Origin of the sequence: Roseovarius gahaiensis, from assembly GCF_011601345.1 — a bacterium.
Classification (GTDB): domain Bacteria; phylum Pseudomonadota; class Alphaproteobacteria; order Rhodobacterales; family Rhodobacteraceae; genus Roseovarius; species Roseovarius gahaiensis.
The window spans coordinates 46,551-72,668 of the sequence record NZ_JAAORB010000002.1 but is presented as its reverse complement, the minus strand read 5'-3'; the positions used below and the strand labels follow the sequence as shown (position 1 = coordinate 72,668).

Here is a 26,118-nt window from a genome sequence, read left to right as displayed (position 1 = left end):
ATCAAGTGACCGGTTGGTCTTTTTGTTCTGCCTGAGCTTCCGCCTGACGGCGGGCGATTTCGTTGCGATAAAGCTGGACGAAATCAATGTTTTCAAGGTTAAGCGGCGGGAAGCCACCATCGCGGGTGACATCGCTGATGATGCGGCGAATGAAGGGGAACAACATTCGCGGGCACTCGATCATAAGGAACGGGTGCATTTGATCATCAGGCACGCCTTCGATGTGAAATACGCCGGCATATTCCATTTCCAGAACGAAAAGTGCCTCTTCGCTACCTTTGTTTTTGGAATCAACGCGCAGTTTAACGATCACTTCATACTGGTTTTCGGTCGTGCGCTTCTTGGCGTCGAGATTGACAGCCACTTGCATCTCAGGATTGACTTCGCCGCCAGTGCCGCGCTGTGACAAGACATTTTCGAACGACAGGTCGCGTACGAACTGCGTAAGCGTGCTCATCTTGACTTGCGGTTGCTGTTCGGCTGCGCCGTTTTCTTGTTCGGCCATGGGCTATCTCCGATGTAAAAAACTATTAGGACGACGGTTAGCAGGATGGCTCGGGGGCCTCAATGCTTTGTCGACCACCCTGAAGCGCCTTTTGTGTCGGGCTGATCATCCCCAACCTCGTAGTAATCCGCATCAATGATGTCAGGCGTGTGCGGCGTTTGTGGATCATTGGGATGTCGCGGACCGTTTGGCCCCATATCAAAGCGTTGGACGTGAACGCGCTTGCGAATGAATGCAAACACCGCGTGCCGCACCGCCGGGACCAAAAGTGCAAAACCAATGGCATCGGTGAAAAAACCCGGCGTCAAAAGAAGAGCGCCTGAAAACAGGATCATTGCACCATGGGCCAAGGGTTCGGTCGGATCATCAAGATCGGAAAACGAGCGGCGCAACTGCCCCATCGCCAGTGCGCCCTGCGTGCGCACCATCCATGTGCCGATCACGGCAGTTATCACCACGATGGCCAGTGTTGGCCATAGTCCAATCAAATCGCCTACCTGAATGAACAGGCCAATCTCGATTAAGGGAACAGCGATGAAGGCCAGAAGCAGCCACATTGCGAAAACTCCGTTATTATGACCGCGTGCAAGGTGGACTTGACCGCGCCTGTCACCTACATAAGGGCGAGTAACGCACGATACCATGCCCCGCATGACAAGAGGTGTCCATGAATTCCCCCCTTATTCAAATTTTGGTTCTGGCCGGAATCGCGATTTTTCTGATTTTGCGATTGAAAAGTGTTCTGGGCACCCGTGATGGGTTTGAAGGCCCGCCGCGCAGCGAACGCGCCGCTGCCAACGATCAACGCCGAGAAGCGTTCGAAGTGATCGATGGCGGCCCGGATTACGATATTCTCGACAATGTCCCCGAAGGATCCGATGCCGCAGACGCGCTGGCCCAAATGAAGCGTGTTGAGCCATCTTTCGGAGTGGGTGAATTCCTGCAAGGCGCGCGTGGCGCATACGAGATGATCCTGATGGCGTTCGAGCGCGGCACGCTGGAAGATGTGACACCCTTTTTGGCCGAAGACGTCTACGAGGCGTTTGCGCAGGTGGTAGATGCGCGCGAAGAACAAGGCCTGACCATCGAAGCCGAGTTTCTAGGTGTTCATGAGACCCGTCTGGTAAACGCGGATTTCGATGATGGCACCAAAATCGCCTCAATAACCGTGCGGTTTGTGGGTGAGTTGACGTCGCTGGTGCGTGACAGCAGCGGTGAAATCATCGAGGGCAAAGAGCGTCAGCCGAAACGACAAAAAGATATTTGGACGTTCGAGCGGGCCATGGGCTCGGGTGATCCGAATTGGCGGCTTGTTGCCACGGGCGAATGATCCGGGGTCTGTGGGCGGTTGTGGCTGTTTGGCTGTCCTGCGTGGGCAGCCTTTCGGCGAGTGAACGCGACACAACCCACAGCCTTCTGAGCTTTGACGAACTGGACGGCTGGACAGAGGATAATCACGCACGTGCATTGGATGTGTTCCTGAACACTTGCCCCGATATGGACGATCCGGATTGGCAGGCTTTATGTGCTTTGGGCCAGCAAAAACCCGATCCGAAAGCGTTTTTTGAATTGTTCTTTCGGCCTGTTGTCATTGAAAACGGCAAGGACGCTTTGTTCACCGGATATTTTGAGCCCGAGCTGAACGGGTCTTTGCAACGCTCAGAGCGATATCGCTACCCCGTGTATCGACAGCCCCCTGAATCAAAGGCGCATTCACCGTGGTTAACCCGCCGGGAAATTGAAACTGGCGACGCGATGCGCGGGCGCGGGCTTGAAATAGCGTGGGTAGATGACCCAGTAGAGTTGTTCTTTTTACAAATCCAAGGCTCAGGCCGTATCCGCTTGCCAGATGGCCGAGTGATCCGTGTTGGATATGGCGGTAAGAACGGCCACAATTACCGCTCGGTCGGGGTTGAGATGGTCCGGCGCGGCATCTACGAGGCGCATCAAGTGTCGGCCGATGTGATCAAGAACTGGGTCCGGCGCAACCCGGCGCAGGGGCGTGAACTTCTGTTTCACAACCCGTCATATGTTTTCTTTCGCAGGGTTGATCGGGTTGCGGCCGCAGATGGCCCGTTGGGTGCGATGAACCGGTCTGTCACGGCGGGGCGCACGATTGCTGTTGATCCCGCCTTTGTTCCGTTGGGCGCACCGGTGTGGATTGAAAAAGACGGTGCCAATCCGATCCGCCGCTTGATGGTGGCGCAAGACACAGGGTCGGCGATTAAGGGGCCGCAACGGGCCGATATTTTCTTTGGCACGGGCACCGCCGCCGGGCGCGCGGCGGGCAAACTGCGTGATCCGGGGAGAATGGTTGTGCTGATGCCAATTCAACGCGCTTTTGCGATGCTATCCGAGACACTACCGTGACTCGCCGTCGTCTCAAACCTGACGAGCTGGACCTTTGGCGCAAGGTAGCCCAAACAACCGACAGGCTGCATCCCGAGCGAAAACATAAAGATCCGCCGCTGCCCAAACCGACCCCCTCCAAGCACAACAAGACAAGGATTGAGGGGTTTGATCTGGGCCAAAAGGCTGATCCGGCCCATCATGGCCATGATATCGCCCCCGACATTTCGCAGACTATCGCGGCACAGCCTGTGCGTATGGATAAAAAGACCTTCGGCAAGCTGAGGCGGGGTAAGGTTGTGCCTGAGGGAAAGCTTGATCTTCACGGTATGACTATGGATCAGGCGCATCCTGCGCTGATGGGCTTCATCCTGCGCGCGCATGACAACAACAAACGCCTTGTTCTTGTGGTCACCGGCAAAGGCAAATCGCGCGACGAAGGCGGCCCAATTCCAACGCGCCGGGGTGTCTTGCGCCATAATGTGCCGCAGTGGCTGTCTGCGCCGCCGTTGTCGGGCGTTGTTTTGCAAGTGACCGAAGCGCATCTAAAGCACGGCGGCGGCGGCGCGTATTACGTCTATCTACGACGGCGGCGCTAACAGGGGCCGCGCGCGGGTGATGCCAATGGCCATCATCACGCTGGCAAACAGGAAATACGCGGCGATGCCGATGTATTGCGCCTCGATCCCAAGGCCAAGATCTATGCCAAGCCCGGTAATACCCGGCCCGATCGCCGACCCAAGCACCATGATAGCCGCCGCCATCGCCTTGATCGCGCCAATGTGTTTTGTGCCATAGAACTCGGCCCAGAACGCATTGGGTAAAGTTGTGTTCATCCCCGTGGTCAGGCCCAAAAAGAAAAAGCCCAGAAATGTCGCCACCGGCCCACTGGCCAGAGCGAACAAAACAAAAGCAGCGACCATTGGCAATTGCATGAACGGGATCAAACGGGCGGTGCCCACCTTGTCCAAGGCCCAACCTGATAACATCATCGCCGCAATGGAAATCCCGGTATAGAGCGGAAACATCGCCACCAGTTCGACATGGGCGATGCCTTTGACCTCGGCAAAATGGACCTGATGAAAGAAAAATGCCGTGTTAAACGCGGATGGCCCCAAGAGCGCTGGCACCATGAACCAGAACAAAAACTGGCGCAGGGTTTGGTTTCGGCTCCAATGCCGCCCGGACATGCCAACCGAAAACTCGGAATGCGCCATGGATTGCGGCGTGCGCTCATGACGCAACAGCCCCAACAACACAGGTATTCCACAAAGGGCGATTATGGCAGCCAGACCCCATAACAGACGCCAATCGTAATAGATCATCAGCGCCACGAAGATCAGCGGCAAAAGTGCCTCACCTGCTGCAAAGCCAAGCGTTGCGATTGATAGCGCTTTGCCCCGGGTTGCAATGAACCACCGCGACATCGCCACAACGGCCACATGGCCGGTCATCCCTTGGCCGGCAAACCGCAAGGCAAATATGACAACCGGCAACAGCCACCAGACGGGGTTGAGCGCCATCGCAACACAGGCCATTGCAAGAAACGCCAGAACAACGGGCCCAAGGCCGCGCACCCTGAACCTGTCAGTCAATCCCCCGGCCCAGACCATCAGAGCCGCCGACACCCCGGTGCCAAGCGTATAAATCCCGCCCCATTCGCCATGCGAGAGACCAAACCCTTCACGGATTTCCCCGGCAAAAATCGAGATAAAGAAGGTTTGGCCAAAGCTGCTGAGAAAGGTCAGCAGCACTCCGGCGGATAGCCACGGCGCGTTCTCTCGAAGGAAGGTAATTATATTCATTCCCTTTGGTCATATGAAACAACGCCGAAGGAAAGAGGCTTTTGTAAATTGCTGGCCGTATATGCCGATGCCAACAGCCTGATCGCCGTCAGGTCACGGGGCGTCAGGCCGGATTAAACCTGATCTATGTCCTCACCCGAAAACTCGGATATCAACGATTTGACCACCATGGCCAAATAGATCGCTGACATTGCCACTAGGGTGATCCATTCGAACAAGATCAGCGCAGCGGTGACCAGAAGAACGCAAAAAATGGTCAGCGGAAGCGTATCACGCGAAAATCGCAGTGCTTTGGGCGAGGGGGTAGGAATCCGGCTGGTCATCAGAAGCCCGATGAACAGCAGATAGACGCACAATAGAACGCCGGGGATGTAGGGCCGGTCGGTAAAGGCAAACGCCAGATACATCGGCGCAAGCGCTAGCAACGCACCAGCGGGGGCCGGAACGCCGGTGAAATGTGCGCCGCTGGCGCAGGTGTCGGGGTTGCGGGCGCTGACGTTGAACCGGGCCAGACGCAAGACACAGCACAGGGCAAAAGCCAAAACCGTGCTCCAGCCAAAGCTGCCCATACCTTGTAGGCCCCAGAAATATAGAACCAAAGCGGGGGCAACGCCGAAATTCAGAAAGTCGGCCAGCGAATCCAGTTCCGCGCCAAAGTCGCTATCGCTTCCAACAAGGCGCGCAACACGACCATCAAGACCGTCGAGGACCGCAGCAAGGATGATCAGGTACACCGCGCCGACATAGTTTTCCTGCATCGCGAAACGGATCGCGGTGAGGCCGGCACAGATCGCGGCAAGCGTCATGATGTTTGGCAATAGCCGCACAAACGTCATGTCTGTCAGCGACTTACCCGGAGGATGTATCATGTGGGTCAGGCCTGTTTTTGTTGTGTCAGGTCGGCCAGAACGGTTTCACCGGCGATCATCGTCTGGCCTACGCTTACACGGGGGGCAACCCCTTGGGGCAGGTAGACATCAAGCCGAGAGCCGAAGCGGATCAGGCCGAACCTTTCGCCGGACACTACACGATCTGACGGTTTTACAAAACAAACAATCCGCCGCGCCACCAAGCCCGCGATCTGGACAACGACAATATCCTGTCCGTCATCTTTGCGGATCACAAGGCTGTTGCGTTCATTATCGCTGCTGGCCTTGTCCAGCGAGGCGTTGAAAAACTTGCCGGGGCGATACGAGACAGCGGTGATTTCGCCCGAGACGGGGGCGCGATTGATGTGGCAGTTGAACACCGACATGAAGACACTGACACGGGTCAGCGGGGTGTCGGACAGGCCCAACTCGGACGGGGGAACGGCGGGTTCGATCAGCGACACGATGCCATCGGCGGGGCTAAGGACAAGGCTGTCACCTTGCGGAGACACGCGCTCAGGATCACGGAAAAAGTAGTAACACCAGATGGTCAGCCCAACCCCGACCCAACCCAGAACATCCCAGATCAGGAACAACACAAGCGTGATCGCGGCAAAAATAGCGACAAACTTGCGCCCCTCGGGATGCATGGGTTTGACGAAGGTGGAAAGCATATTCATGGGACGCCCCGCTGACTTGGATCAGCGCGAGATACGCGAAAACCCCGCCCTTGCCTAGCCCGCACGTTTTGTGCGGAATCCCGCGAGGTGCCGCTGCAAAATATACAGGATGGACGAAAGTAGAGCGAGATCGCGGCGTCTATTCTGTCTTCCTGCCATGCCGGAATGTGCAACTTATCGCGCGCCCCACGTATCCGATAGCCGATAGCCCTCGGGCCAGGGGTCCGAGGGATCGAGCATGTGTTGATGTATCCCGGTGATCCAACCACGACCGGAAATCTCGGGATGGATCGCTGGCGTTCCGCCGACCGTGGTTTCACCGAGAATCTGTCCAGAGAACGTGGACCCGATAAGCGACCGCGCGGTCAGCCGATCACCGGTCTTCATGGTGCCGCGCGCGTGCAGCACCGCCATGCGCGCCGAAAGCGCCGTGCCGGTGGGCGAGCGATCGACCTTGCCGGGCTGAATGGCAACGGCTGCACCCGTCTCCAGCCCGTCCGGTCCGTCGCGCAGTGGGCCGGCGAAAAGGCAGAATGAAATGTGCTTCCAGTCGTGGTTCTCGGGGTGGTGAAAGCCAAGCTGTGCATTGGCGGCATTGGTGATCTGCACGCCGAGTTTGGCGATGGCATGGGCCTCGTCCTGCGTCAGATTGAAGCCCAGCTTTTCCGCATCGACAATCACGAAACTGTCGCCGCCATAGGCGGTGTCGACGGTCAGCTCGCCGAGGCCCTCGACCGTCAGCTTGACGTCCAACTGCGCAGCAAAGGACGGGACGTTGCGCACGAAGATGCGTTCGGCCTTGCCATCCTTGCATTCGGCACGCACCCGCACCAGCCCGCCGGGCGCTTCGAGCACAAGATGCGTCTCTGGCTCCTGCATTGGCACGAGGCCGCCATCCAGCAGCACGGTCGCCACGCAGATCGAATTCGAGCCGGACATAGGGGGCGTATCCTCGGGCTCCATGATGATCCATGCTGCCTGGGCCTCGGGATGCTTGGGAGGCACCAGGAGGTTCACATGTCTGAAGACCCCACCGCGCGGTTCGTTCAAGACGAAGTTGCGCAGGGTCTGGTCGTTCGCGATCCAGCGGCTTTGGTCCCAGATCGTATCACCGGGCGGGGGCAGGACGCCCCCGACGATGACATCGCCCACCTCACCCTCGGCATGGGCGGAAATCACGTGGATTGTCTTGGATGAGCGCATGTCAGAGCACCTTACACAGGCGCAGCGCGTCGTAGATCGCGGCATGGGTGTTGCGGGCGGCCACCGCATCGCCGATGCGGAAAAGCTGGTAACCACCCTCGGCATTCCGCGTCACATCCTGAGGGCGGCCTTCGACAAGCGCCTCGTAATCCACCTCGCCAAGGTTGGACGAGTCCGAACGCAGATCGAAATACAGATCGTCAAGCGGCCGCGTGCCGTGGTTGACGACCACCTGATCGACGTGCCGTTCGCGGGTCACCGCACCATAATCACTACCGATTGTCGCGCAAAGCTCATTGCCCTCGCGCCGCACTGCATCAAGTTTCCACGTTACAGTGAAGGTCACGTCACGCTCCTGCAACTCGCGCATTGACGGGGTAAGCGACATCGCCATCACCTCGGGCGCAAAGCTGCGGTCGCGGGTCATGATCTCGACCTTTGCGCCGGTGGCGGCGATTTTCTCGGCTGCTTGCAGCGCGGCATAATCCCCGGCGTCGTCGTAGATCAGCACGTTCTCGCCCGGTTGCGCGTCGCCCGACAAGATGTCCCACGCTGACACGACAAGCTCGTCGCCCGTGTTCAGAATCTCGGTATGGGGTAGCCCGCCGGTGGCGACGATGACCGCGTCAGCGTTGTGCGCGCGCACGGTTTCGTTGTCGGCGAAGGAGTTGAAGTGGAAAGTCACACCCATCCGCTCGCATTCTTCAAAGCGCCACTGGATGAGCTGTATCATTTCCCTCCGGCGGTCTGTCTGCGCCGTCAAGCGAACCTGCCCGCCCGGATCGTTCGCGGCCTCGTGGACGATCACCTCGTGACCACGTTCGGCCGCGACGCGCGCGGCCTCAAGCCCCGCAGGCCCGGCACCGACGACAACGATGCGGCGGCGCGCGTTGGCTTTGGGAGCCACATGCGGCTGTTCCAACTCGCGCCCCGTTGCGGGATTGTGAAGGCAGAGCGCCATCCCGCCCTGATAAATGCGATCAAGGCAGTAATTCGCCCCCACGCAGGGGCGGATGCGCTCTTCTTCGCCGCGCATGATCTTGGCGACGATATGCGGATCGGCCATGTGCGCGCGGGTCATGCCCACCATGTCGAGCTTGCCGCTGGCGATGGCGTGCCGCGCGGTCGCCACGTCTTGAATCTTGGCGGCGTGAAAGGTCGGGAATTGCGTTTCCGCGCGGATCTCGCCCGCGAAATCCAGATGCGGGGCTGACCGCATGCCCTGAACCGGAATAACATCGGTAAGGCCTGCATCGGTGTCGATATGCCCCTTCACCACGTTGAGGAAATCGACCATCCCGCTGTCTTTCAGGCGGCGCGAGATTTCCAGCCCATCGTCCTTTGTCAGCCCGCCGGGCAGATCCTCGTCGCCGGTATAGCGCACACCGACGATGAAATCGGGGCCGACACGTTCGCGGATGGCCTTCAGCGTGTCGAAAGTGAAACGCAGGCGGTTGTCGAGGCTACCACCATAGTCGCCCCCCAGATCGTTGGTCAGGGGCGACCAGAACTGATCCATCAGGTGGCCATAGGCTTGCAGTTCGATCCCGTCGAGCCCGGCGGCCTGCATCCGTTCTGCGGCGTCGGCGTAATCTTCAATGATGCGTGTGATGTCCCAGTCCTCGGCCTTTTTTGGGAAGGCCCGATGCGACGGCTCGCGCTCATGGCTTGTGGACACCACTGGCAGCCAATCCGCCTTGTCCCAGCGGGTGCGGCGACCGAGATGGGTCAATTGGATCATCACCGCGCAATCATGTTCGTGGCATTCGTCGGTAAGCTGTTTCATCCAGCCAACGACCTCGTCCTTCCACGCCAGGATGTTGTTGAAGACCGGCGGGCTGTCCCGCGCGACCGAGGCCGAACCGGCGGTCATGGTCAGCGCCACACCGGCCCGCGCCCGTTCCACGTGGTAGGCGCGATAGCGGTTCTTCGGCATTCCATCTTCGGGATAGGCGGGCTCGTGGCTGGTGATCATCAGCCGGTTTTTTAGCGTCAGGTTCTTGAGGTGATAGGGCTGCAGGAGCGGGTCTGTAGACATGGGATCCTCCGTGATTTGAACGGACGATTCCACATAATGTTCATAACTGTCAAGTTTTGGTTCACGTATGTATATTTTTCTTGAACTTGTAAAAGGTCAGCCATACTGTCCGGTGCATGAATATGAAGCAACCCATGACGGATGATCCCGAGAAAAGCTCGGGCTGGCGCGGATCCCGCGAAGTCTGGCTTGCAGCGGCCAAGCAGGTCTTTCTGGAAACCGGGCTTGATGCCGTCAAAATCCAGCCCTTGGCGACGAGGTTGAACATCGCGCGCACCAGCTTCTACTGGTTCTTCAAGGACCGGAACGCGCTGTTGGATGCCCTGCTGGAAGACTGGGACACCCAGAACACCGGGGCCTTCGTCGAGGCGACCAGCGCCTATGCCGAAACGATCACCGAGGCTGTTCTCAATCTCATCGTGGTGTTCCACGACGAAGACCTGTTCGAGCCGCAACTCGATTTCGCGGTCCGGGGGTGGGCGCACCAATCCGACGACGTCATGGCGCGCGTCAATGCGGCGGACGAGCGGCGGCTGGATGCCATCCGCGAGATGTTCGAACGCTTCGGCTTTTCAGTCGCAGAGGCAGATGTCCGGGCGCGTACCGTCTACCTTGTCCAGATCGGCTATATCTCGATGCAGGTGCAGGAAAGCCAAGCGGTGCGCATGGTGCGGGTGCCGGGTTACGTCAAGACCTTTTGCGGACATGCCCCGACGCAGAGCGAACTTGCCCGGTTCGAGGCAAGGCTTGGGTTTCGAGCCTCCGGCCCCAAAACGTCTAAAGAAGATCAGCCGAGATGACGCGCACAGAAATCAGCGCATTCTAAGGCGCGTTGTTTGACGTTGCCCGCATAGGGCTTGGCGAAGGCTGTTGCAGTCGAAAGACCAGCCTGCCTATGCCCCTACAAAACATACCTCGACAAATCCGTCGATTTCATCAGCTCGCCCAGGTTCTCTTCGACAAAGCCCGCGTCGACTGTCACGGAGTCACCGGCACGGTCGGGGGCGGTGAAGCTGAGTTCTTCAAACACCCGTTCCATGACGGTATAAAGCCGCCTTGCACCGATGTTTTCGATCGACTGGTTCACGTCCGCCGCGATGCGGGCCAGCGCGGCGATGCCATCCTCGGTAAAATCAACGGTCACCTCTTCGGTCCCCATAAGCGCCGTATACTGGCGGGTCAGGGCGTTGTCGGTCTCGGTCAAAATCCGCACGAAATCATGCTCGGTCAGGGCGCGCAGTTCGACCCGGATGGGCAAGCGGCCCTGCAATTCGGGCAGCAGGTCGGAGGGTTTGGCGATGTGGAAGGCGCCCGAGGCGATGAACAGGATATGATCGGTTTTCACCGGACCGTGCTTGGTTGACACGGTGGTGCCTTCGATCAGCGGAAGCAGGTCACGCTGCACGCCTTCGCGGGACACATCACCGCCGCGCGCATCGGATTTGGCGCAAACCTTGTCGATCTCATCCAAAAACACGATGCCGTTCTGCTCGACCGCCTCAAGCGCAGTTTTGGTCACGGCCTCGTCATCAAGCAGTTTGTCAGCCTCTTCGCTGATCAGGGCCTGATAGCTGTCAGCGACGGTCATTTTCTTGCGCACCGTGCGCCCACCAAAGGCTTTACCGAAGATATCGCCAAGGTTCATCATGCCCATCTGGCTGCCGGGCTGGCCGGGAATGTCCATCATGCCCATGGGGTTGGATTGATCGGCCAGTTCAAGCTCGATCTCGGTGTCGTTCAAAAGGCCATCGCGCAGTTTCTTGCGGAACATTTCGCGGGTGGCGTCGCGCGCGTCTTCCCCGGCGATGGCTGAAATGACACGCTCTTCGGCCAATTCATGGGCGCGGGTTTTGACATCCTCGCGCATCCATTCGCGGGTTTGCGCAATGGCGCTATCGACCAGATCGCGGATGATCTGTTCCACGTCGCGGCCCACATAACCGACCTCGGTGAACTTGGTGGCTTCGATCTTGATAAAGGGCGCGCGGGCCAGTTTGGCCAGACGTCGCGAGATTTCGGTTTTGCCCACGCCGGTGGGGCCGATCATCAGGATGTTCTTTGGATACACCTCGTCGCGCAGGTCGTCGGACAGTTGCTTGCGCCGCCAGCGATTGCGCAGGGCGACGGCGGTGGCGCGCTTGGCCTCCTTCTGGCCAATGATGAAACGGTCAAGTTCGCTGACGATTTCGCGGGGGGTCAGGTCGGTCATTTGGAGATGCTTTCTACGGTCAGTTTGCCGTTGGTGTAGACGCAGATATCGGCGGCGATGGCCATGGAATCGCGGGCGATCTGTTCGGCGGTGCGGTCGCTGTCCATCATGCCGCGCGCGGCGGCGAGGGCAAAGTTGCCGCCCGATCCGATGGCGGTGCAATTGTGTTCAGGCTCCAGAACGTCACCCGCGCCGGTGATCACATAGATCTGGTCGCCGTCAGTGACGATCAGCATCGCCTCAAGCTTTTGCAGGTATTTGTCGGTGCGCCAATCCTTGGCAAGTTCGACGCTGGCGCGTTGCAACTGACCGGGGGTCGCTTCCAACTTGGCCTCAAGCCGTTCCAGCAGGGCGAAGGCATCAGCGGTTGAGCCTGCAAAGCCCACCAGCACGTCATAGCCGCCGGGTGAGATGCGGCGCACCTTGCGGGCGGTGCCTTTTATGACGGTCTGGCCAAGGCTGACCTGCCCGTCGCCGGCGATCACAACCTCGCCGCCTTTTTTTACAGCGACGATCGTGGTGCCGTGCCAGCCGGGGAATTCGTTGCTCATGGGGTCTCCGTTCGGTTGGTGCCTATATGGAAGGGCGGGGCGTGCGGTGCAAGGGGCCTATCCGCCCAGTATGTCACGTGTGACCTGTTCAAAAATGCGCGCGCCGATTGGGGTCAGATCGTCGGGAAAGTCATAATCAGGGTTGTGCAGAGCCGGATGGTCCATGCCTGCGCCGAGAAACAGCATGGCCGATTTGGCAGTGTGGCCAAACCGCCCGAAATCCTCGGACGCGCGCATCGGCAAGCCCGACGCGTCGTGGCGGATGTCCAGAGTATCCAGCGCGGTGCGCAGAATATCAGTGGCGTGTGGGTCATTTTCGCAGTGCAGAAAGATGTCTTCAAACCCATGCGTCACCGTCAGTTTATTATGTGCGGCGGTTTCGTTGATCATCTTCAACGCAGTCTCGCACAGGGCATTCATCCGGTCATCGGTTAGCGTGCGCAGGGTGGCGAACAGCGTGGCGTCACCCGGTGCGATGCCAAAGGCCGCTGCGCCCATCTGAACATGGGTGACAGTGACAAGTGTGAAATCTGGGTCTTGCGTGGTGCCATGGCTGAGCGCGGTAAGGTCTGGCATCAACCCGGACAGCGCCGCCATGGGCGAGGTGCCGTTTTCCGGCTCGGACGCATGAGCGGGCTTGCCGGTAAAGGCCACACGCAGCCCGCGCGAGGCGCAATTGACAGGACCGGCGATCAGGCCAACATGGCCAAGCGGCAAGTTGGGCATATTGTGTAACGAAAAGGCATAGTTCGGTGCAATCGTCTTGAATCTTGGGTCATCGATTACAGCAGCGGCACCTGCGCCAGTTTCTTCGGCGGGCTGAAACATCAATACCACGCGCCCCTTGGCCGGGCGCCGCCGCGATAGCAGCCGGGCCATCGCCATCAGAATTGTCGAGTGACCGTCATGGCCGCATAGGTGCCCGGTGCCTGCAGTCGACGAGGCATATGGCGCAGCCGAGAGTTCTTGAATGGGCAGCGCGTCCAGCTCTGCCCGAAACAGAACGGTCGGGCCATCGGCAGGCCCGGCATACACAGCAGCAAGGCCATGACCGCCAAGGCCCGTTATAAGGGTGTCTGGCGGATGGTTGGATAGGGCGGACACAACACGCCGCGCGGTCTCACGCTCTTGGCCCGACACTTCGGGGTGGCGGTGCAGATCACGGCGGAACGCCGTAAGTTCAGCAATATCTGAGTTGGTCAGGGTCATACCAATGTTTTCACCGTAATTCCGGCAAAAGAAAAGGGCCGCGCTGTGGCGGCCCTTCGATCTTTTGGCACGACAGCGTTTAGATGCTGTCTTCGATCCAGCTTTGCAAGGCGGCTTTCGGGGCGGCACCGGCGCGGTTGGATACAACCTCACCGTCCTTGAAGATGAACAGCGCCGGAATACCGCGCACGCCCATCGCGGCGGCGGCGTTGGGGTTGCTGTCAACGTCAACCTTGGCCACTTTAATCTTGCCGTCCATTTCGGCGGACAACTCTTCCAAAGCGGGGCCGATTTGTTTGCACGGGCCGCACCATTCGGCCCAGAAATCCACCACAACGGGGATGTCGGAATTTTTAACTTCGGCGTCAAAGGTCGCGTCTGTTACGGCAACTGTGGCCATGATCATGTCTCCTGACAGAATTTGAATTGTTGCGAACCTAGGTCTCGCTAACCGAAGCGTCAAGCGCAGGCGTGTCGCAGAGGGCGCCAGTCACAAGATCGTGCGGCAAACGCATAAGCGTTGCGGTGCGTGTCCAAAGCAGGGCGGTTTCGATTTGGCGATCAGGGTAAATTTCGGCCAGCGCATGCGCATAGGCCCCCATTTGCCGCAGCAACCCCACGGGGCACGTTGCCGGGCCATGGGGCACGGCCGCGTTGGTTTTGTAATCAACCGCAAGAACGGTCTCAGGTGTCACGATCAGCCGATCAATCGTGCCGTGAATGCGGCGGTTTTGCAGGGCATCAAGCGTGGCGGTGATCGACACCTCGGTTAATGTGTCGGGCGCGAACAGGTCGCCCAGTGACGGCTTGGTCAGTACCTTTTCGGCCTCGGCCAGCAAAAGCGCATGTTCATCGGCGCTGGCCACATCAGCCCCCGTGGACATCAGGCGCGCGGCGACCACGGGCCAATCCGCTTGGGGCGCTTGCGGTAAATATTCCAGCAGGCGATGGATCAGGCGGCCGCGGCGCTTGGCGGCGTCTTCGTCAAGACCACGTTCATCCGGCAGGGCCTTGGTCCCGCCCAGATCGGTCGAGGGGCTAAGGGTTTTGGGCCTGTCTGGCGCGATAGGGGCCGGGGCGCGGAACAAACCGGGTAAAATGGGTGCCGCGCCCGGTGGGTCATCTTGGAGATCAGAGCCTGACCCAGCCCAATTGCCATGTTCCAGCCGCAACCCGGATCCACTGTCGAACCTGTGCTCCTGTGCGCCTGACCGCTGCAATCCAGCCTCGATCATGTCGTACCAAGTATCGCCTTGCTTCCCCAGATCGCCAGCTGCGGCCACGATCAGCCATTTTTCAGCCCGCGTCATGGCGACGTATAACAGCCGGTCACGCTCGGCGCGTTCAGCGGCTTTGGCGGCCTCGTTCGCTTGGATCATAACACTGGGCATATCCCCCGCGCTGGTGCGCCAAAGCGGGGTGCCGCCACTGATGGCGATTTGATCGCGCACCGTGACATTGCGTTTGCCGGTATCGGGCAAAATGACCAAGGGCGATTCAAGCCCCTTGGCCCCATGCACCGTCATCACGCGTATCCGGTCGCCTGCACTGTCCAGTTGCCGCTTGATTTCCAAGTCATCGGTTTCCATCCAGACCAGAAACCCCGTCAGGCTATCGACGGCGCGTTGTTCATAGGCCATGGCCTGCGACAGCAGGGCGTCGATTCCATCCTCGGCCTCGCTGCCCAAACGGGCCAGCAATTTGCGGCGGCCATCGTGGCGGGTCAGGATGCGTTCGATCAGGTCATAGGGGCGTAGATAATCGGCTTGCCCGCGCAGATCATTCAGCATGGCCATGGTTTCGGGGTGGTCCTCCGCCCGGTCGCGCAACGCGGCCCACAGGTATTTTTGGCGGCGCTCATGGGCCAGCTTGTAAAGATCGGCTTCGGACCAGCCAAAGAGCGGTGAGCGCAAGGCGATTGCCAGTGAAAGGCTATCCTCGGGCGTGGCCAGAAATGACAAAAGCGCCGCCAAATCCTTGACCGCAAGCTCCGCCCCGACCTTGAGCCGATCCGCCCCGGCAATCGGCAGGTCTTGGGCCTTACATTCGCGGATGATCTCGTGAAACAGATCCGAACGACGCTGCACAAGGATCATCACATCACCGGGCCGGACGGGGCGCAGGCCGGTTTCTGCGTTATCGTCCGGGATCAGTTGCCGCTGGTCCACCATGCAGCGGATCGTTTTGGCCACGTGTTGCGCCAGCACCGTCGCCGGATCGTTGGCAGCCTTGACGTCGACCGGGCTATACCAAACCGGATCGTCATCTTTGGCGGGCTTTTCCACCACAGGCCATAGATCCACCCGTCCGGGCAGATCAGACTTGAACGCCTTGTGGCCCTGTGACGGCGTAAAGCCGCTATCTTGGCTGTTGGCAAAAGTCCGATCGACCAAGTCCAGAATGGCGCGCGAAGAGCGGAAAGAATATTCCATCTCCATGTCTTGCAATGGTTGTCCCATGGCCTGAAGGCGCGCCGCGAAATCGGTTTTCATGCGGTCAAATTCGCGCGGATCAGCCCCTTGGAAGGAATAGATCGACTGTTTCTTGTCGCCAACCACGAAAATCGTGCGGGTCACATCGGCGCGGGCCCCTTCGCCACTGGTGAATTCCTGTGCCAGCCGTTCGATGACCTGCCATTGCACTGGGCTGGTATCTTGGGCCTCGTCGACAAGGATATGATCAATTCCGCCATCAAGACGGAACAAAACCCAAGCCGCCACAGCGGGATCAGTCAGTAGTTGCCGCGCCCGCAGGATCAGATCATCGAAATCCAGCCAGCCGCGCTGGGCCTTGGCACGGTCATAGGCGGGCAGAAACACGGCGGCGAATTCGGTCAGGGTGCGGGTTTTCTGAATGGCCAGCGTCGCAAGCCGGGCCTCGCGCGCCGTTTCAACCCGGGCCATCCACTGTTCGATCTGTGTCATGATCGCACCAAGGCCATCGCGGCACGCCTTTGTTGGAAAAGAGCCTATCTTGGCTGAAAATGGCTCTTTCGCGCCGGAGCTATTCAGAAAGACGCTTTCCAGAATGGGCAGGGCCGAGGCATCCAGTTGGCTTATCCCCCGCAACTTGGCGGCAGCCTTTTGATCGTTCGTGCTGCTGGCCTCAAGTGCCGAAAGGAGCGATGTCAGCAACGTCTGCTCGCTACCCAAGAAAACCTGTTTTGAAATATCATCCAGCGTCATGTTCGGTGTCTGACCAAATGCGGCGGCCAGCTTGGCATCCGATGTGTCACCATCGAAAAACGCACGCCGCCGCACGATCTCGGCGGTGAGAGTGTCGAGATCATCGTTGGTGTGATGTCGGACAAGGGCGGCTAACGTATGTGCGTCGGGACCAGTGGCGATTTGTTCGAGAATCTCATCGCGCAGCAAGGCGGCGGTGCGGTCCTCCATCTCGGTGAACTGGGGGCTGACCCCGGCCTCAAGCGGGAACCGCCGCAACAACCCGGCGCAAAACGAATGGATCGTCTGGATTTTCAACCCGCCCGGTGCCTCGATCGCGCGGGCAAACAGGCGGCGGGCGCTGCGCAGGGCGTCATCGTCGATCAGCCCCTCGAACCCAAGGTCATCAAGGGCCTTGCGCAGATCATCATCACTCAACATCGCCCAAGCGCCCAAGCGCTTGAAAAGACGGTTCTGCATCTCGCTGGCGGCGGCCTTGGTGTAGGTCAGGCACAGAATATGCTGCGGATCGACGTCATCTAGCAAAAGCCGTGCAACCCGGTCGGTCAAGACCCGAGTCTTGCCCGATCCGGCATTGGCCGACAGCCAAGTGGACCTGTCAGGGCGGGCCGCATCAATCTGGCGTTGGGTGGCATCATCGCGGGGCATTATCCAACCTCCTGCGTGTCGGGGGTGTCGGTGATATCCCATTCGCCAAAGCGTGCCAGTTGATCGTAATCGCCCTTGTCGATCTTTTTTTGCATCGCACGACGCGAGATAAAGCCACGATCTGCTTCCATGTAGGCCCGCATCAACGCTTCGAACTCTTTCCAGACCTGCGCGGGCGGCTCTTTGTCCAGCGGCGCGAGGACCGTTTTCGGCGGATTGCCCAACCCGATGAAAACGGCCTGAGCCACCGGCGATGGGCTGAGATCGCCAAAGCCCGCCTGTTCGGCAATCGCGGCCTCAAGCAGCAATTGCTTGTCGAAAAACTCTTGCTCTTTGTCCGATGGCGGCGCGCCGGTCTTGTAGTCGTAGATATGTAGCGCGCCACGTTGGTCGATGTCGATCCGGTCGGCCTTGGCCGTTAGTGTGACGCCTAGTTCTGGCAGCGTGGCCTTACCCCCTGACTCAAGCGCAGTGGGTTGTGCAATGGTGCGGCGGTGATGCTCGCCTTCGATAAACCAGTCTGCCACCCTGTCCATCCGGGCCCGCCAGACCGCCTGAGACTGCGCCCAAGGCACGATTTCCGCTAAAACAGTCTCGGTTTTCTGCATCAAAGCATCACGGGTGCACAGCGCGGGATCATTGCGGGTATCTGCGATGAATCCTTCCAGAATCTCGTGCAGGACGGTCCCGCGTAGCAGCGCGTCGGGGGTTTTCATCAGCGGGTCAAGTGGCCTGAGCTTAAGCAGGTGCTTTGCATAGATCGCATAGGGATCACGAATAAGTCGCTTGATTTCGGTAACCGACAAATCATGTGGCCGCGCGGCCACCGGCGGGCAGGGCGCGGGCCTTGTTGCGGCGGGGGTGCTGCCGGGCTCTTCCAGTTGGTTGGCCAGCTCCAGCCAACGCGTCCCGCGCGCCGACATGGCATCAAGCGCGGCGCGTCCGCCCTGATCGGGTAGACCCTGAAGCAAGTTCTTGATCCGGTTCAGCCAGCGTGACGGCACGGTTTCGGCGTCATCCGAGCGGATCGAACGTGTCATCCAGACCTCAGGTGCGCTGGCGGCCTGCTGAAAATCATGGGCCGACAGGCCAATGCGCCGCTCGGGCAGTAACAGCCCCGCTTGATTGCGCAGGGCACGGTTCAGCCACGGGTCAGGCTTGGGGGCTTCGGGCCAACTGCCTTCATTCAGCCCGGCCAGGATCAAAACGTCGGCCCCTTGAACGCGGGCCTCAAGCGTGCCCCAGATCAGGACATCGGGATGCGGCGTATCGGGGTTGCGGACCTCCTGACCGGACAGGATGCCGTGAAACAGGCTGGTGTAATCCGAGGCGTTGATACGCCCACCATGCGGTGCATTGTCTTGCAGGGTGCTGACGGTTTTCCAGGCCTCTTGCCCGGCATCTTTTGCCCACAGGTTGCCTGCAGCTTCTGCATTGGGGCCACTGGCGATGCGAGAGGCCAGATCAATGTGGCGGGTCACAAATTCGGCCAGTTGCAGATCGCCTGAAACCTCTTTTGCGGTGATACAGTCACTGATCCAAGCGGCCCAAGATTGCGCCATGGGGTCGGTCTGCTTATCCGCCCACGCCGTCAGATCGGCGGCCTGCGGATAGGGGGGGCCGTGGCGACGCAGATGCAGTTCCAACTCGCGCGTCAGGCGCAGATGCGTGCCACGATCCGCGCCCGAATGGGCCAGCGGATGCTTGAGCAGGGTCAAAAGCAACTCGGCGGTCAGCCTGTCCCGAAACAGATCGCCCACATGCCGCAGGAATCGGCCCGGCGCTGACAGATGCAAGGGCATCCCGGCGCTGTCATCGGGCAGGATGTTCCAACGGTCCAGCGCGGCAGTGACTTGTCGTGTCAGCGTGCGATCAGGGGTGATCAGCGCAGCAGTTTGACCGTCTTCGGCCGCTTGCCGCAACCGCATGGCGATTGTCAGCGCTTCGATCCGGGCCGAAGGCGCCTCAACCAGCGTGACATCGGCGGTGGCGCTGCCCAGATCGGCCAATTTCGGGCCATCCTCAAGCCATTGGTCGGTCACTGGCGCCGGGCGCAGCGCCAGTGACAAAAGTTGATTGCGTGCCGGATTGGTGGGTGCGGTATCGGTCCAACGGCCAATGGCATCAGGTGTCAGGCCAAGACCGTTCATCAGATCGGCAAAGCGGTATTGTGGATGGTCCTCGGATAGCATGGCATCGTTCAGCGCTTGCCAGACCTGCTGTGGCATATCAAAATCGACGCCCGGTAAAACGACAGCCCCCTGCGGCAATTGTGTGACCGCGCGCATCAGAAGTTGCGTGGCACCGCGTGACCCTGTTGACCCGGCGATGATCACCGGGTGATTGGGCGGTGTATCCTGCCATTGGGTCGTGACATGTTCGATCACCATTCGTTGGCGTGTTTCGACATCGGGGTGTTCGGTTCCCGTTTCGAAATAGTGTCTGACAATGCCCAAAAATGTCTTGATCCGCTCCCAGTGGCCAGATTGATCGGCGATGTCGAGATCGGCGATCCTGTCGGGGGACACGCCTTCGCCATGCATTTCATCCATCAGAGCGGCAAGGCTGTCGGATAGGGCATAAAGTGACGAGCGCGGCGCGATATCGGGCTGCGCCTGCAATAGTGAGGCAACAAGCTGCGTCAGCTCAAGTCGCCTGCGCAGGGGCGGCACCGGATCGGGGATATGGGCCAAATCCCAGTCTTCGCCCAGATCGGTCAGCAGGCTGATGCGGGGCAGCAACATGGCTGGACCTTGATCAAACAGGGTGCGGATACGTCGCGCCATGCGGCGCGTGTTCACGATCAGATGCACCCGCGCCAGCGCCTCGGGCGGGTGGCCCTGATGACGGGCCATTAGGCCATCCACCAGAGCACGCGGAAAATCAACGCCCAGCGGCAGGCCAAAGACGCGCGGCTGATCTGATTTTTCAAACATCGCCATACCCCAGCAACGTCTCTGCCAGAACGATTCCATCGGGGCGACCCACATCGCACCAACGACCAGTATAGGCAGTCGCAAACAAACGCCCTTTGGCAAGCATTCGATCCCACGCAAGGTTTAGCGAAAAGGCGCTTTCCGGGATGTCATGGAGGATGTCAGTTTTCAGGATTTGCAGACCCGAATACACCAAGCCCGGCCCCCGTCCGGCGCGCCCGTCGTCACCCTGAATAAAATCGCCCGGCCCGTCATGCCCAATGGCGTTGTCGTGTGGCAGGCACAACAGCAAAGCATCCATGCGCGCGGGATCCCATGTGGAGGCAAGCTGTTGCAATGGGTTCGGCCCTGACCAGACGGCATCGGTGTTCATGGTAAACACAGGCCCGTCACCCAGATGCGACAGGGCGGCGCGCAATCCACCGCCGGTGTCTAAGATCTCGGGCGTTTCATGGGCGATGTGAACATTGGATTTTTGCAGGTGGTCGATCAAAGTTTGCGGTTTGTAATGCACGTTCGCCACGATGGTTTCGGGTCCGTATTCGCGCACCAACTCCAGCGCGTGATCAATCAGCGGTCGCCCCGCGACCGGGATCATCGGTTTCGGGCGGTCAGCGGTAAGAGGCGCCATGCGCGTGCCGAACCCGGCCGCAAACAGCATTACGGCTTGGGGCTGGTCGCGCATTGGGCTTTTACCTTTTGCAAAATGGTTGGGCGGGGCTGTGGCAATACGGTCGACAAGATCGCGGCCACGTTGGAAAGGGCCGGGTGCGCAAGATCACGTTGCAAAAGCCCCCAGACACGCGGGATCAGATCCACATAGTGGGCTTTTCCGTCGCGCACACACAGCCGGGTGAACACGCCCAGAATGCGCAGATTGCGTTGCGCGCCCAGCACCGCATAGGCGGCGCGAAAGCACTCGGGCTGCGACTGCGTGGCTTTGATATAGCGGTCGATCATCGCGGATTCGATTTCGGGGGAAACATCGCGGCGCGCGTCTTGCAGAAGCGACACCAGATCATAGGCTGGGTGGCCCAACATGGCATCTTGGAAATCCAGCAGGCCAACGCGGGCCACACCCTCGCGATCCGGTAGCCAAAGCAGGTTTTGCGCGTGATAGTCCCGCTGTATCAACACCGAGCAATCGGCGGCGTGGCATTGCAGTGCCTCCAGCATGGCGGTGTGAAAGCGGCTTCGCGCATCCGGGTCAGGGGCCGCTGTGGCTGGCAGGTACCAATCAAACGCCAGCGCGGCCAAATCGGCCATCAGAGGCGGATCATAGGTCTGCAGGTTTTCAGGCGGTGTTTCGGCGTGCAGGGCAACCAAAAGGTCTGTTGCGGTGGGGTAGAGCCTGTTTTCAAGTTCTGGCCGCTGCGGAATGACCGCGGCAAACAAATCGTCACCCAGATCTTCAAGCAACAGGAAACCGGCCTGAGTGTCCTGCGCCAGAATGCGCGGCGCGCTGAGGCCAATGCCGATAAGGTATTCGGTAATCCGAATAAAGGGGCGCACATCTTCGCCTCGGTCGGGCGGGGCATCCATCAGCACTGCGGTGCCATTCGTCACGGGATGGGTGATACGCAGATACCGACGGTTGGAAGCATCGCCAGCCAGCGGGTCAAGGGTGGCTTTGGCCCAATCGGTGCTGTCCACAAAGGACCGGATCAAGGTATTTCTGTCACTCATACTGAAGGTCTTTCAACTTGGCGTTCCACTTCGGGGATGCCCATCTGGCGGTCATCACGCGGGTATCGTCTTCACCGTTGGGGTCAAGCGTGATCCAAAGCGCGGTTTCCGGGGCCAGATTGTGCAGGCGGTCGGGCCATTCCACAAGGCAGATGGCGGTATCGAAGGCGTCAAGCAGGCCAAGCTCTTCGACTTCGGATGTATCGCTCAGCCTATAGAGGTCTGAATGCCAGATTTCGCCCGACTGACCGGGATAGGTTTGTACCAAGGTGTAGGTTGGTGAGGGCACATCTTCTGGCGTGTCCAGCAGCGCCAAGATCAAACTGCGCGCAAAATGAGATTTTCCGGCACCCACCGGGCCCGACAACAGGATAACATCCCCAGATCGCAAGCGCGGCGCCAGCGCATGTGCCAACGCGGTGGTTTGTTCAGGGCTGGATAGGTGGAATTCGCGCGTGTTGTCGGACATGTGCCGAGACTACACGCACCGCCCCGGCCTGCAAGTCAGATCAGTCGCTGACAGTCAGATCTGTTTGCGCAGTCTTGGTTGTCGTGGTCAGCGGGGCGATTGTCAGCATCGCCGCCCCACCCGGCAAAGACGCGGTACGGCAGTGGTAAGACTTGTTCTGGATATCGAAAAGTTGTGCTTCGATCGGGTTGGCCAGCCGACGACCATCAAGACCCTGCACCACCTTGGCCCAGAATTCTGCGCTGGGCAGGCGGCAATTGCAGATCTGTGTCAGGTCGTTCAGTGACATTTCAGCAAAGCTGCTGTCGGGGTCGATGCCCAGCAGTCTTGAGCATGTCGAATTACATAGCAAAACCGTTTTGGCGGGTGACAAAACCACGACCGCTTCGGACAGGTTGTCCAAAACCGCTTGTCGCATATCCATTTGCGAGCGAAAGCGGCGGGTCAGTGAAATCTCGTCTGATATGTCTTCGAACAGGAACGCGATTGCGCCATCGGGGTGCGGGCGCCCAGTGACCCGATAGGTCAAGCCCGAGGGCAAAGTCCATGTTTCGCGATAAAGCCCGTCGGTGGCGGTTTCGATCATTTGCAGGATTTGTGTGCGCCAATCGCCATAGTTTCGCGGTTCGGGCAAAACATGATTGTCGCGTAGACTATCGAAAAACCCCATCAGATTGGGCTGCGCGCTCAGGAATTCGGGGCCAAGGCCTGTCAGGTCTACAAGTGCTGGGTTGAACAGCGCCAATTGCTTGTCGCGGTTGAATATCGCCAGCCCCGTTGTCAGGTTGGCAAAGGTCTTGGTCAGGGTTTGTACGAATTCGCGGCGCAGGTTTTCGGCAGTGACCACTTTGGTCACATCCGCCACATAGTGGATTGTTCCGCGCTCTACCGGAACCGAGCGTGTTTCAAGCCATTTGCTGGCCGTTCCGTCATCAATGCAGCGGCGTTCGATCTTGGGTGTGCTATCGTCCAGCACGGGCCGGGAGCCGGAGATGGCATTGCCGGGGTCACTGATTTTGAGGGCATCAAAGGCCCTGTTTGTCCACAAGATTTGGCCGTCGTGATCTGTCATGACCACGCCACAGGTTGCATTATCCAGACACGAGCCCCAATTGCGACCCTCTGACAGAAGGCGCAGCCGTTCGTGCCTTTCGACCGCGTCAAGCGTCTTGGGATCGTGCAGAACAACATGGGTGGTGTCGCCCGTCTTGGTGCAAACAAGTTGCGCAGGATCACCGGGATCATCAGCGACGGAAAAAACGCTTTGCCCGTCTGGCAGGGCATCCGTGGTGTCGGGCAACCCTGAAAACCTGAAATGCAGCCAATTTCGCATCTCGCGCCAGTCACAAGTTTTGAAAGCTGTGTTGTCCGCTGGCAAGTCGTGATCCATAAGACTGTCTTGGTCGAATAAAAAATGCACGGCCCCGGATGTGATCGCTGGCCCAGTTTCTCCAAAGCTGGAAGTGGCCGGGCGCTGCAGGCCGATCAGCCAGACGATTACCAGCGCAAAGCACAGCGAAAAGACAGGAATGACCGCCCAAATCCAAATCGGAAAATCGTACATGTCGTGCCCCACCCTTTTCGCGGCTTTAACGCTAGGATCGGACGTTCAGGTTAAGCCTTAGTTAACCACGGGCGGATGCAGTCAGGACAAACCGGGGTCAGGCACGAATGGGCTGATTTTCTCCGGGTGCGGCGCGCGCGTCAGGGGCAATTTTCTGCCGTGGCCATGTCACCTCGACCACGGCACCATGCCGTTTGGGCCCCCCTTGATCGGGATGGGTCAGGTTGGCCCCATTGGCAAAACTCAGTGTGGCGCCGGACCGTTCCAGCAGTGTTTTGGCGATAAACAGGCCCAAGCCCATCCCATCGTATTCGGGGCGGCGCTGATCGGGGGTTGCGTTGCGGCGGCGCATGAACGGCTCGCCGATCCTGTTGAGCGCATGAGCAGAAAATCCGCGCCCGTCATCCATGATCCGCAAGGTCACGTGCCGATCAGTCCATTGGCTTTCGATCCAGACATTGGCGTTGGCGAAATCCACCGCGTTTTGCACGAGGTTGCGCAGGCCGTGGATGATCTCGGGGCGCCGATAGATCGTGGGCTGGCTGTCTGGTGCATGGGTATTGGCCGAATACTCGAAATGGATCGCCTTGCCGCGGTCCTGATGTGGCTCGGCGGCCTCTTCCAGAACGGCGGTCAGGGGGGCGGTGCGCAGGTGCAGATCGTCCTTGCCGGCGCGGCCCATCGACCGCAATATATCGCGGCAGCGGTCGGCTTGTTGGCGGATCAACAGGGCGTCGTCGCGCAAGTCTGGATGATCATCCAGTTCCTCGGCCAGCTCCGAGCTGGTCAGCTTGATCGTTGCCAAAGGCGTGCCCAATTCATGCGCGGCGGCGGCCACGACGCCACCCAGATCGGTTAGTTTTTGTTCACGAGCAAGGGCCATTTGTGTGGCTTGTAGCGCGTCTGACATTGAATCCATTTCGGCCACGATCCACCGCGAGTAGACGCCAAGAAAAACCACCGCAATCACAATCGCTGCCCAATTGCCAAACAGGAACACCGTCGGCATCCGCAAAACGAATCCCATATCTGTGCGCAGCGGCAAGTGGAATTGGGTCAAAAGGGATACGATCAAGATCGCCGTCAGCCCCAAAAACAGTGTTGACCGCGATGAAATGGCCGAGGCCGACACCGTGACCGGCCCAACAATCAGGATCGAGAACGGGTTGTTCAACCCGCCGGTCAGATACAGCATCAGGCCCAGTTGCAGCATGTCGAACAGAACCACCAAAAGGGTTTCGGTTTCCGACAGGCGTTTGTTTTCAGGGTAAATGAACGCGGCCACGAGATTTGAAATGACAGCAATGCCAACCACCAGATAGCAAAGCCCGATTTCCAGATCCAGATCATACAGCCGTTGCGCTGCAACCAGTGCTGAAACCTGACCTGCAATTGCCCACCACCTTAGCAGGATCAAGGTCCGCAACCTGATCCAGTTGCCCCGTCTGCGAGATTTGAATACGCCGGGTGAGATATCGGTCATCTGCGCGCTCTGGTCCCGTTGTAACTTCGTGTTTCGGTGATAGATGTGCCATAGACGGCATGACATGCATAGCAGAATGAGGATTCACCTATGACCCGGACAATTGTGATTACAGCTGCGGCTTCTTTGGTGGCGGCGCTGGTGTTGGTCTATGTCATGACCATGGGTGGTAGCAGTGATGACAAATTCGCACAGTGTCGTCAGGGTCAAGTGGCAGGGGGCATGTCTCAGATCGGCGGACCATTCACCTTGGTCAGCGAAACTGGCGAGACGGTGACCGATACGGATGTGATCGACAAACCTGCCCTAATTTATTTCGGATATACCTTCTGTCCCGATGTTTGCCCTATGGATACGGCACGCAATGCGCAGGCCGTCGAAATTCTTGAGGAACGCGGCCGCATGGTGAAGCCTGTCTTTATTTCGATCGACCCAGATCGTGATACGCCCGAAATTCTGGCTGACTTCACAGACAATCTGCATCCTCGTATGCTGGGGCTGACCGGCTCGGCCGAGCAAGTAAAAGCCGCCAGCAAAGCCTACCGCACCTATTATCAGAAGCAGGAGCCGGCCGAAGGAAACGAAGCCTATTATCTGGTAGATCATTCCACTAGCACATACCTTGTTCTGCCTGAGCATGGGGTTGCAGAATTCTTTCGGCGGGATGCAGCGCCGGAAGAGATGGCAGACCGTGTCGAATGCTTTATGGATGCGATGTAAGCGCTGCGC

General features: G+C 59.1%; 23 protein-coding genes. 5 read left to right on the top strand and 18 right to left on the bottom strand.

All coding sequences use genetic code 11. The features are described 5' to 3' along the window. Position 1: 1 nt before the first annotated feature. A complete protein-coding gene (gene secB / locus HAT86_RS01565) occupies positions 2-505 on the bottom strand; it encodes a protein-export chaperone SecB (protein ID WP_167192837.1) in 504 nt (167 codons plus the stop codon). A gap of 59 nt (positions 506-564) precedes the next feature. Further along, the gene (locus HAT86_RS01560) at positions 565-1,062 is read right to left on the bottom strand and encodes an FxsA family protein (RefSeq protein ID WP_167192836.1); all 498 of its coding nucleotides are present in this window, start codon (positions 1,060-1,062) and stop codon (positions 565-567) included. Positions 1,063-1,172: 110 nt separating this feature from the next. On the opposite strand from HAT86_RS01560, the gene HAT86_RS01555 reads away from it, so the two are divergent. The 3 genes from HAT86_RS01555 to HAT86_RS01545 are packed head-to-tail and all read left to right on the top strand — an operon-like array spanning position 1,173 to position 3,453. After that, complete coding sequence (locus HAT86_RS01555; protein WP_167192835.1) at positions 1,173-1,835, top strand: Tim44/TimA family putative adaptor protein; 663 nt, start codon at positions 1,173-1,175, stop codon at positions 1,833-1,835. Continuing rightward, positions 1,832-2,875 carry a murein transglycosylase A gene (gene mltA / locus HAT86_RS01550; RefSeq protein ID WP_167192834.1) on the top strand — a complete coding sequence of 348 codons (1,044 nt, stop codon included), beginning with the start codon at positions 1,832-1,834 and terminating at the stop codon, positions 2,873-2,875. The genes HAT86_RS01555 and mltA overlap by 4 nt, the downstream gene beginning before the upstream one ends. Continuing rightward, positions 2,872-3,453, top strand: coding sequence for a Smr/MutS family protein (locus HAT86_RS01545; RefSeq protein ID WP_167192833.1), 582 nt, complete (start codon positions 2,872-2,874; stop codon positions 3,451-3,453). The genes mltA and HAT86_RS01545 overlap by 4 nt, the downstream gene beginning before the upstream one ends. Here HAT86_RS01545 and HAT86_RS01540 read toward each other — a convergent pair. From HAT86_RS01540 to HAT86_RS01520, 5 genes are all read right to left on the bottom strand, one after another. Next, entirely contained in the window at positions 3,436-4,659 is a 1,224-nt protein-coding gene (locus HAT86_RS01540) for an MFS transporter (RefSeq protein ID WP_167192832.1), read from the bottom strand. The genes HAT86_RS01545 and HAT86_RS01540 overlap by 18 nt on opposite strands. Positions 4,660-4,772: 113 nt before the next feature. Continuing rightward, the gene (pssA, locus tag HAT86_RS01535) at positions 4,773-5,528 is read right to left on the bottom strand and encodes a CDP-diacylglycerol--serine O-phosphatidyltransferase (protein ID WP_167192831.1); all 756 of its coding nucleotides are present in this window, start codon (positions 5,526-5,528) and stop codon (positions 4,773-4,775) included. 5 nt (positions 5,529-5,533) lie between these two features. After that, complete coding sequence (locus tag HAT86_RS01530; RefSeq protein WP_167192830.1) at positions 5,534-6,208, bottom strand: phosphatidylserine decarboxylase; 675 nt, start codon at positions 6,206-6,208, stop codon at positions 5,534-5,536. 174 nt (positions 6,209-6,382) lie between these two features. Further along, positions 6,383-7,411: a trans-3-hydroxy-L-proline dehydratase gene (locus HAT86_RS01525; RefSeq protein ID WP_167192829.1), complete on the bottom strand. Its 1,029-nt coding sequence runs from the start codon at positions 7,409-7,411 to the stop codon at positions 6,383-6,385. Position 7,412: 1 nt separating this feature from the next. Further along, complete coding sequence (locus HAT86_RS01520; protein ID WP_167192828.1) at positions 7,413-9,449, bottom strand: NADH:flavin oxidoreductase; 2,037 nt, start codon at positions 9,447-9,449, stop codon at positions 7,413-7,415. A 122-nt stretch (positions 9,450-9,571) separates the two neighbouring features. Here HAT86_RS01520 and HAT86_RS01515 point away from each other — a divergent pair, with 122 nt between their 5' ends. After that, complete coding sequence (locus tag HAT86_RS01515) at positions 9,572-10,249, top strand: TetR/AcrR family transcriptional regulator (protein ID WP_167192827.1); 678 nt, start codon at positions 9,572-9,574, stop codon at positions 10,247-10,249. 101 nt (positions 10,250-10,350) lie between these two features. Here HAT86_RS01515 and hslU read toward each other — a convergent pair whose 3' ends face one another. The 11 genes from hslU to regB all read right to left on the bottom strand — a co-directional run bounded on the left by hslU (position 10,351) and on the right by regB (position 25,389). Then, positions 10,351-11,658, bottom strand: coding sequence for an ATP-dependent protease ATPase subunit HslU (hslU, locus tag HAT86_RS01510; protein ID WP_167192826.1), 1,308 nt, complete (start codon positions 11,656-11,658; stop codon positions 10,351-10,353). Then, positions 11,655-12,209: an ATP-dependent protease subunit HslV gene (gene hslV, locus HAT86_RS01505; RefSeq protein ID WP_167192825.1), complete on the bottom strand. Its 555-nt coding sequence runs from the start codon at positions 12,207-12,209 to the stop codon at positions 11,655-11,657. The genes hslU and hslV overlap by 4 nt, the downstream gene beginning before the upstream one ends. A gap of 57 nt (positions 12,210-12,266) precedes the next feature. Beyond that, the gene (locus tag HAT86_RS01500) at positions 12,267-13,418 is read right to left on the bottom strand and encodes an amidohydrolase (protein WP_167192824.1); all 1,152 of its coding nucleotides are present in this window, start codon (positions 13,416-13,418) and stop codon (positions 12,267-12,269) included. Positions 13,419-13,497: 79 nt separating this feature from the next. Beyond that, positions 13,498-13,818 carry a thioredoxin gene (trxA, locus tag HAT86_RS01495; protein ID WP_167192823.1) on the bottom strand — a complete coding sequence of 107 codons (321 nt, stop codon included), beginning with the start codon at positions 13,816-13,818 and terminating at the stop codon, positions 13,498-13,500. Between the two features lie 37 nt (positions 13,819-13,855). Next, entirely contained in the window at positions 13,856-17,251 is a 3,396-nt protein-coding gene (gene addA, locus HAT86_RS01490; protein WP_196780469.1) for a double-strand break repair helicase AddA, read from the bottom strand. Continuing rightward, complete coding sequence (addB, locus tag HAT86_RS01485) at positions 17,251-20,187, bottom strand: double-strand break repair protein AddB (protein ID WP_167192822.1); 2,937 nt, start codon at positions 20,185-20,187, stop codon at positions 17,251-17,253. The genes addA and addB overlap by 1 nt, the downstream gene beginning before the upstream one ends. Then, positions 20,180-20,872: a nucleotidyltransferase family protein gene (locus HAT86_RS01480; RefSeq protein ID WP_167192821.1), complete on the bottom strand. Its 693-nt coding sequence runs from the start codon at positions 20,870-20,872 to the stop codon at positions 20,180-20,182. The genes addB and HAT86_RS01480 overlap by 8 nt, the downstream gene beginning before the upstream one ends. Then, positions 20,848-21,873 carry an aminoglycoside phosphotransferase family protein gene (locus HAT86_RS01475; RefSeq protein WP_167192820.1) on the bottom strand — a complete coding sequence of 342 codons (1,026 nt, stop codon included), beginning with the start codon at positions 21,871-21,873 and terminating at the stop codon, positions 20,848-20,850. Before HAT86_RS01475 ends, HAT86_RS01480 begins: the two co-directional genes overlap by 25 nt. Beyond that, entirely contained in the window at positions 21,866-22,342 is a 477-nt protein-coding gene (gene tsaE, locus HAT86_RS01470; RefSeq protein ID WP_167192819.1) for a tRNA (adenosine(37)-N6)-threonylcarbamoyltransferase complex ATPase subunit type 1 TsaE, read from the bottom strand. The genes HAT86_RS01475 and tsaE overlap by 8 nt, the downstream gene beginning before the upstream one ends. A 40-nt stretch (positions 22,343-22,382) precedes the next feature. Next, entirely contained in the window at positions 22,383-23,906 is a 1,524-nt protein-coding gene (locus HAT86_RS01465; protein ID WP_231125780.1) for a PAS-domain containing protein, read from the bottom strand. Between the two features lie 97 nt (positions 23,907-24,003). Further along, on the bottom strand, positions 24,004-25,389 hold the full coding sequence (gene regB / locus HAT86_RS01460; protein ID WP_167192818.1) for a sensor histidine kinase RegB: 1,386 nt from the start codon (positions 25,387-25,389) through the stop codon (positions 24,004-24,006). 90 nt (positions 25,390-25,479) lie between these two features. Between regB and HAT86_RS01455 the strand changes: the two genes are divergently transcribed. Beyond that, positions 25,480-26,109, top strand: coding sequence for an SCO family protein (locus tag HAT86_RS01455; RefSeq protein WP_167192817.1), 630 nt, complete (start codon positions 25,480-25,482; stop codon positions 26,107-26,109). The last annotated feature ends 9 nt before the right edge of the window (positions 26,110-26,118 follow it).

What these genes read in the sequence shown, in the direction of transcription:
- secB (WP_167192837.1), bottom strand. Translation starts at nt 505, where the DNA reads ATGGCCGAACAAGAAAACGGCGCAGCCGAACAGCAACCGCAAGTCAAG.
- HAT86_RS01560 (WP_167192836.1), bottom strand. Translation starts at nt 1,062, where the DNA reads ATGTGGCTGCTTCTGGCCTTCATCGCTGTTCCCTTAATCGAGATTGGC.
- HAT86_RS01555 (WP_167192835.1), top strand. Translation starts at nt 1,173, where the DNA reads ATGAATTCCCCCCTTATTCAAATTTTGGTTCTGGCCGGAATCGCGATT.
- mltA (WP_167192834.1), top strand. Translation starts at nt 1,832, where the DNA reads ATGATCCGGGGTCTGTGGGCGGTTGTGGCTGTTTGGCTGTCCTGCGTG.
- HAT86_RS01540 (WP_167192832.1), bottom strand. Translation starts at nt 4,659, where the DNA reads ATGAATATAATTACCTTCCTTCGAGAGAACGCGCCGTGGCTATCCGCC.
- pssA (WP_167192831.1), bottom strand. Translation starts at nt 5,528, where the DNA reads ATGATACATCCTCCGGGTAAGTCGCTGACAGACATGACGTTTGTGCGG.
- HAT86_RS01530 (WP_167192830.1), bottom strand. Translation starts at nt 6,208, where the DNA reads ATGAATATGCTTTCCACCTTCGTCAAACCCATGCATCCCGAGGGGCGC.
- HAT86_RS01525 (WP_167192829.1), bottom strand. Translation starts at nt 7,411, where the DNA reads ATGCGCTCATCCAAGACAATCCACGTGATTTCCGCCCATGCCGAGGGT.
- HAT86_RS01520 (WP_167192828.1), bottom strand. Translation starts at nt 9,449, where the DNA reads ATGTCTACAGACCCGCTCCTGCAGCCCTATCACCTCAAGAACCTGACG.
- HAT86_RS01515 (WP_167192827.1), top strand. Translation starts at nt 9,572, where the DNA reads ATGAAGCAACCCATGACGGATGATCCCGAGAAAAGCTCGGGCTGGCGC.
- hslU (WP_167192826.1), bottom strand. Translation starts at nt 11,658, where the DNA reads ATGACCGACCTGACCCCCCGCGAAATCGTCAGCGAACTTGACCGTTTC.
- hslV (WP_167192825.1), bottom strand. Translation starts at nt 12,209, where the DNA reads ATGAGCAACGAATTCCCCGGCTGGCACGGCACCACGATCGTCGCTGTA.
- HAT86_RS01500 (WP_167192824.1), bottom strand. Translation starts at nt 13,418, where the DNA reads ATGACCCTGACCAACTCAGATATTGCTGAACTTACGGCGTTCCGCCGT.
- trxA (WP_167192823.1), bottom strand. Translation starts at nt 13,818, where the DNA reads ATGGCCACAGTTGCCGTAACAGACGCGACCTTTGACGCCGAAGTTAAA.
- addA (WP_196780469.1), bottom strand. Translation starts at nt 17,251, where the DNA reads ATGCCCCGCGATGATGCCACCCAACGCCAGATTGATGCGGCCCGCCCT.
- addB (WP_167192822.1), bottom strand. Translation starts at nt 20,187, where the DNA reads ATGTTTGAAAAATCAGATCAGCCGCGCGTCTTTGGCCTGCCGCTGGGC.
- HAT86_RS01480 (WP_167192821.1), bottom strand. Translation starts at nt 20,872, where the DNA reads ATGCGCGACCAGCCCCAAGCCGTAATGCTGTTTGCGGCCGGGTTCGGC.
- HAT86_RS01475 (WP_167192820.1), bottom strand. Translation starts at nt 21,873, where the DNA reads ATGAGTGACAGAAATACCTTGATCCGGTCCTTTGTGGACAGCACCGAT.
- tsaE (WP_167192819.1), bottom strand. Translation starts at nt 22,342, where the DNA reads ATGTCCGACAACACGCGCGAATTCCACCTATCCAGCCCTGAACAAACC.
- HAT86_RS01465 (WP_231125780.1), bottom strand. Translation starts at nt 23,906, where the DNA reads ATGTACGATTTTCCGATTTGGATTTGGGCGGTCATTCCTGTCTTTTCG.
- regB (WP_167192818.1), bottom strand. Translation starts at nt 25,389, where the DNA reads ATGACCGATATCTCACCCGGCGTATTCAAATCTCGCAGACGGGGCAAC.
- HAT86_RS01455 (WP_167192817.1), top strand. Translation starts at nt 25,480, where the DNA reads ATGACCCGGACAATTGTGATTACAGCTGCGGCTTCTTTGGTGGCGGCG.